Annotated in this window: 2 protein-coding genes and 1 pseudogene; all 3 read left to right on the forward strand. The window is 76.0% G+C overall.

Going from position 1 to position 4562, the window contains the following annotated elements; translation table 11 throughout:
- The first annotated feature begins 45 nt into the window (after nt 1–45).
- On the forward strand, nt 46–702 hold the full coding sequence (locus tag ACIQOV_RS28760) for a YigZ family protein (protein WP_359909213.1): 657 nt from the start codon (nt 46–48) through the stop codon (nt 700–702).
- A gap of 300 nt (nt 703–1002) precedes the next feature.
- Nucleotides 1003–3018, forward strand: a complete 2016-nt coding sequence (locus tag ACIQOV_RS28765; RefSeq protein WP_401053408.1) for a hypothetical protein — start codon at nt 1003–1005, stop codon at nt 3016–3018.
- A 114-nt stretch (nt 3019–3132) separates the two neighbouring features.
- A pseudogene (locus tag ACIQOV_RS28770) lies at nt 3133–4562 on the forward strand (hypothetical protein); the annotation flags it as partial.

The following is a 4562-nucleotide window of genomic DNA, read 5'->3' on the forward strand; positions in this document are numbered from 1 at the left end:
GGCGGCACCGCCAGCCTTCGCCGTCCTCGGGAGGACCTCCCCGCCATGTCCGCCACGCCGGAGCCCACCGCCAGGCCGTACCTCACCATCCGGCGGGCCGGCAGCCACGAGACCGAGATCAAGAAGTCCCGGTTCATCTGTCACCTCGCCCGGGTCGCCGACGAGGAGGAGGCGCAGGCGTTCATCGCCGGCATCCGCAAGCAGTACTGGGACGCCCGGCACAACTGCACCGCCTTCGTGGTCGGCGACGAGCAGCGCCGCGAGCGTTCCAGCGACGACGGCGAACCCGGCGGCACGGCCGGGGTGCCGATGCTGGAGGTGCTGCGCCGGCGCGGGCTGACCGACACCGTCGCCGTGGTCACCCGGTACTTCGGCGGGATCAAGCTCGGTGCGGGCGGCCTGGTGCGGGCGTACGGCAACGCGGTCTCGGCGGCGGTGGACGGGATCGGCCTGCTGGAGCGGCGGCCGGTCGCGCTGCTCGCGGTGACGGTGGACCACGTCCGGGCCGGGCGGGTGGAGAACGACCTGCGGGCGGCCGGGTACACGGTGAGCGATCTGGCCTACGAGGCCACCGGGGTGCGGATCGAGGTGGGCGTGCCGGAGCCGGACGTGGCGGAGTTCCACACCTGGCTGGCGGAGGCGACCGGCGGTACCGCGGTGGCGGTCCCGGCCGGCCGCACCTATGTCGAGGTGCCGGTCTGAGAGGTGCCGCTCCGAGCGGCACCGGTCCGGCCGCGGGGCGGGTGGTACCTCGTGGGTCCCGGGGGACGGACGATCCGCGGGACGGCTCGTCGGACGGCCCGTGACCGGCCGTTTCCGGTAGCCCAGGCCTTGCGCCACGCGGAAGAACGCTTGAGCAGATTCACCCGAACGTAGTGTCGTTGCCCGGAGTTGGAACTTCCGCTCCGGGCCGTGGCGTTTCCTGGGCAAGGTTCCGGCAGAACCGGACGAAACCGTCGATGGAGGACACAGGACCCGACCCCGCACCGCGGAGGTATGCGCATGACCTCAGACCGTTCGACCTCGAATCCCCTGTCCGCGACGAACCCGATCTCCAGCCGCCCGACCTCGAACCGTCCGACCTCGTACCACCCGACCTCGAACCGCCCCGCCCCGAACCGCGTCCGCGCGCACGCCGCCGCCGACCTGCCCGGCCCCCGCGGTCCCGCGACGCCCTACCGGATGACGGTCACCACGCTCCTCGGGCACGCCGAGGCCGTCGCCCTGGCCGACGAACAGCTGGCCTCCTGGCTGAAGCAGGAGGGCTACGAGGAGCCCCCACCGGCCCACCGCGCCCCCGTCGGGCAGAGCGCCGAACCGGCTCCCACCGCCGGACCGGCTCCCACCGCCGAGCGCCTCCGCCTGGGCGAGCGCGTCCTGCTCGACCGCGACCTGGGCCCGCTGCGCGAGGGTCCGGGCGCCGGCCGCTACGACCGCCGCCGGCTGCGCACCCCGGCCCCGCACGGCACCCAGCAGCTCACCCTCACCGTGGCCACCGCGGCGGACGGCCCCACCTGGGTCCGGCTGGAGGCGGAGACACACAGCACCGGCAGCGGTGTGCGCACCCCGTGCCGGGTGCCGGTGCCCGAACTCGCCCGCTCGCTCCTCCCGCTGCTCGACGCCACCGACGGCCCGTCCGCCGTCCGCTCCACCCCCCGGGTGATCACGGCCGACGAGGTCGACGCCCTGATCGACGAGCTGTGCGACCCCGGGCGCAGGCTGCCCACGGTGGTGGCCAGCGTCCCGGTGAACCTCCCGCTCGACCGCTGGGTGGAGGACGTGGTGGCCCCGCTCTGCCAGCAGCTGCCCGGCCTCGCCACCACCTACGTGCTGGACCCCGGCGCCCGCACCGGGTTCAACGTCGCGCTGGAGTACCACACCGTCTACGGCGGAGCGGTGCGCACCTACCTGCCCGAGGTCGACCCGGCCTCCCGGCAGGACAGCGCCCGACATCCGGTGCTCGCCCGGGGCCGAATAGAAGAGGACCTGCGCCGCGCCGCCGGGCTGCTCGCCCGCGAGCCGCGCCGCCTGGCCGCGGAGCAGCCGCTGCCACCGCCGCTCGCGGCCGTCCCGGTGCTGCGCGTCCCGCCGCCGCAGCTCCGCGAGCCCGCCGAGCGGTCCGCCCAGCAGTCCGCCGAGCAGACCACGGAGCAGACCGTCGAGCGGGCATCCGAGCAGGCCGGGCGGACGGCTGGGCACGTCGTCGGACAGGCCTGCGAACGGACCGCCGAACGGGCCGCCCCGGACCAGGTCATCGAACTGGCCGCGCTCGTCCGCGAGGAGCAGCAGGACCGCGCGGAGCAGCAGGCCCGGGCCGACGAGCTGGAGCGGGTCCGGCACACCCTGCGCCTGGAACGCCGCGAACACCGGGACCGGGGCCAGGGCCGGGAGGGCCGCGACGGCCGGGACATCCGGGAGGGCCGCCTCCGCTCCGGAACCCGCGCCCTGACCGGACGCCACTGCGCCGCACCGGGCAGTGGTCCGGTCGTCGGGCCGCACGCCGTCGCCCAGCTCCACGACCGCCGGGGAACGCCCGAGACCTTCTCCGAACTCATGGCCAGACTGGGCGAGTTCCCGCTGGTGACCTTCACCGGGGACCAGAAGAACGCGCTCGCCCTGGACGAGCTGCAGTGCGCCGGCGCGGGCTGGGCCCGGCTCGCCTGGGACGGGCTGACCGCCCTCCAGGAGTACGCCGAGGCGGCCGTCCGCGGCGCGGCCGGCGGGGACTTCAAACAGTGGTGCGAGCGCACCCCCGAGGGCTGCCACCGCTTCCCGCCCCGCAAGGCGGTCCGCGGGGAGTCCCGGACGGTGTTCAGCCACACCAAGTGGAAGCGCGAGCGGATGCTGCCGGTGCCGGAATGCGTCGACTCCTCCCGGCGCGCGTTCATGGGCGCGCACCTGCGGATCGGCGGCGGCCGCACCGCGCCCCGGCTGCACTACCTGGACGACTGCTCCGGCAGCGGCCGGATCTACGTCGGCTACATCGGTCTGCACCTCACCAACACCCGGACCAACTGAGCGGCTTGGCTGACCGCTGCGTCCGTTCGGGGGACAATGTCCGGCAGCGGCGGGTCCACAGGTTCGCCGATCGCCCCGGGCAGGCGCCGGACGAGCATGGGGGAACGACGACCGATGCAGTACCCAGCAGACGGCCAGTCCGACGGAACCGCCACCGTCCAGTTCCCCCGGCCGGGCTTCCTCGCCTCGGTCTTCCGCGACCTCGGAGCCGAGGAGGAGCAGGAGCAGGGCGACGCCGTCGCCGGCCGCCCCAGTGGGGGCACGGCCGGTGACGGTCCGTCCGGCGACGGCCCGGCAGGTGGCGATCCGGCAGGTCGCGGTCCAACCGGTGCCGGTCCGTCCGACCCGGATCCCGTCGGTCCCGGCCCTGGCCGAGCCGACCACGGAACCGGCCACTCCGGCCCCGCCGAGGCCGACCAGGACGAGGCCGTGGCGGCGCACGCCCGGGCCGCCGCCCTGACCCACCACCGCACCCGCGCCGTCCAGGCCGAGCACGACCGGCTGGCCGACCTGCTGCGACGGGCCGCGCTGCCCGTCTCGGCCATGGACTTCGAGAGTCAGCTGCGCCACTACCAGCCCCGCCCCTACCCGGCCGACGGTCCCGCCGCGGCCGAAGACTCCGAGCCCCGCTGGGAGGACTACGCTCCCGCCGAGCCGCCCGCGGCCGACCCGGACAGCGGCCCGTCCCGCCGGCTGCTCGACTCCGGCTACCAGCGCGAGCTGGCCCAGGCCCGGCTCACCCACCAGCGGGCCCTGCGCGAGTGGCGCACCCGCCGGGCCGAGGCCGGCAGCCCGGCCGCCGACGAGTCCCGGCGCGCCCACGAGGCGGCCGAGGAGGCCCGGGCCCGCGCCGTGCGCGAGTACAACGAGAGCCTGGAGGAATGCCGGCGGGCCTACCGGCTGGCCGAACCGGCCGCGGTGGAATCGCTGCTGGAACGGGCGCTGGCCGCCGCCGAGACCGCCACCCAGGACCTGCCCGCCCCCTGCAGGGCGGTCTTCCGCCCGCTCACCCGCACCGCCGTGCTGGACCTCGACCTGCCGCCGCTCGACCTGGTGCCCTCGCTCACCGGCTACCGGCTCGACCCGGACGGCGACATCCGTCCGGTGCCGCGCCCGCCCGCGGACCGGGCCACCGACTACCTGCGGCTGGTCGCCCGGCTCGCCCTGCGCGCCCTCCAGGCCGCCGACGCCGTCGACACCGACGAGATACTCGCCGGCGTCGTCCTCAACGGCTGGCTGCGCGACCCCGCCGCGGCCGAGCCGCTCTGCCTGGTCAGCGTGGACGCCGACCGCGACGCGCTGGCCCGCACCCGGCTGCTGCCGCCGGGCACCCCGTACGAGGAACGCGACGACGAGGGCGTCTACGCCGACGCCGAGCAGGACGAGGCCCTGGTGCGGCTGCGCCAGCTCGGCGCCGCCGTCACCCCGGACCCGTACGACCGGGCCGGTGTCCAGCCGGCCGCCCGGGCCGGGGCCACCGTGCCGGCCGCCTCCGACCTGTCCGCCAACGAGTTCGCCCAGCTGGTGCGGGACCTGCTGACCAG

It is taken from the genome of Kitasatospora sp. NPDC091257 (assembly GCF_044757675.1).
Taxonomy (GTDB): domain Bacteria; phylum Actinomycetota; class Actinomycetes; order Streptomycetales; family Streptomycetaceae; genus Kitasatospora; species Kitasatospora lactacystinica.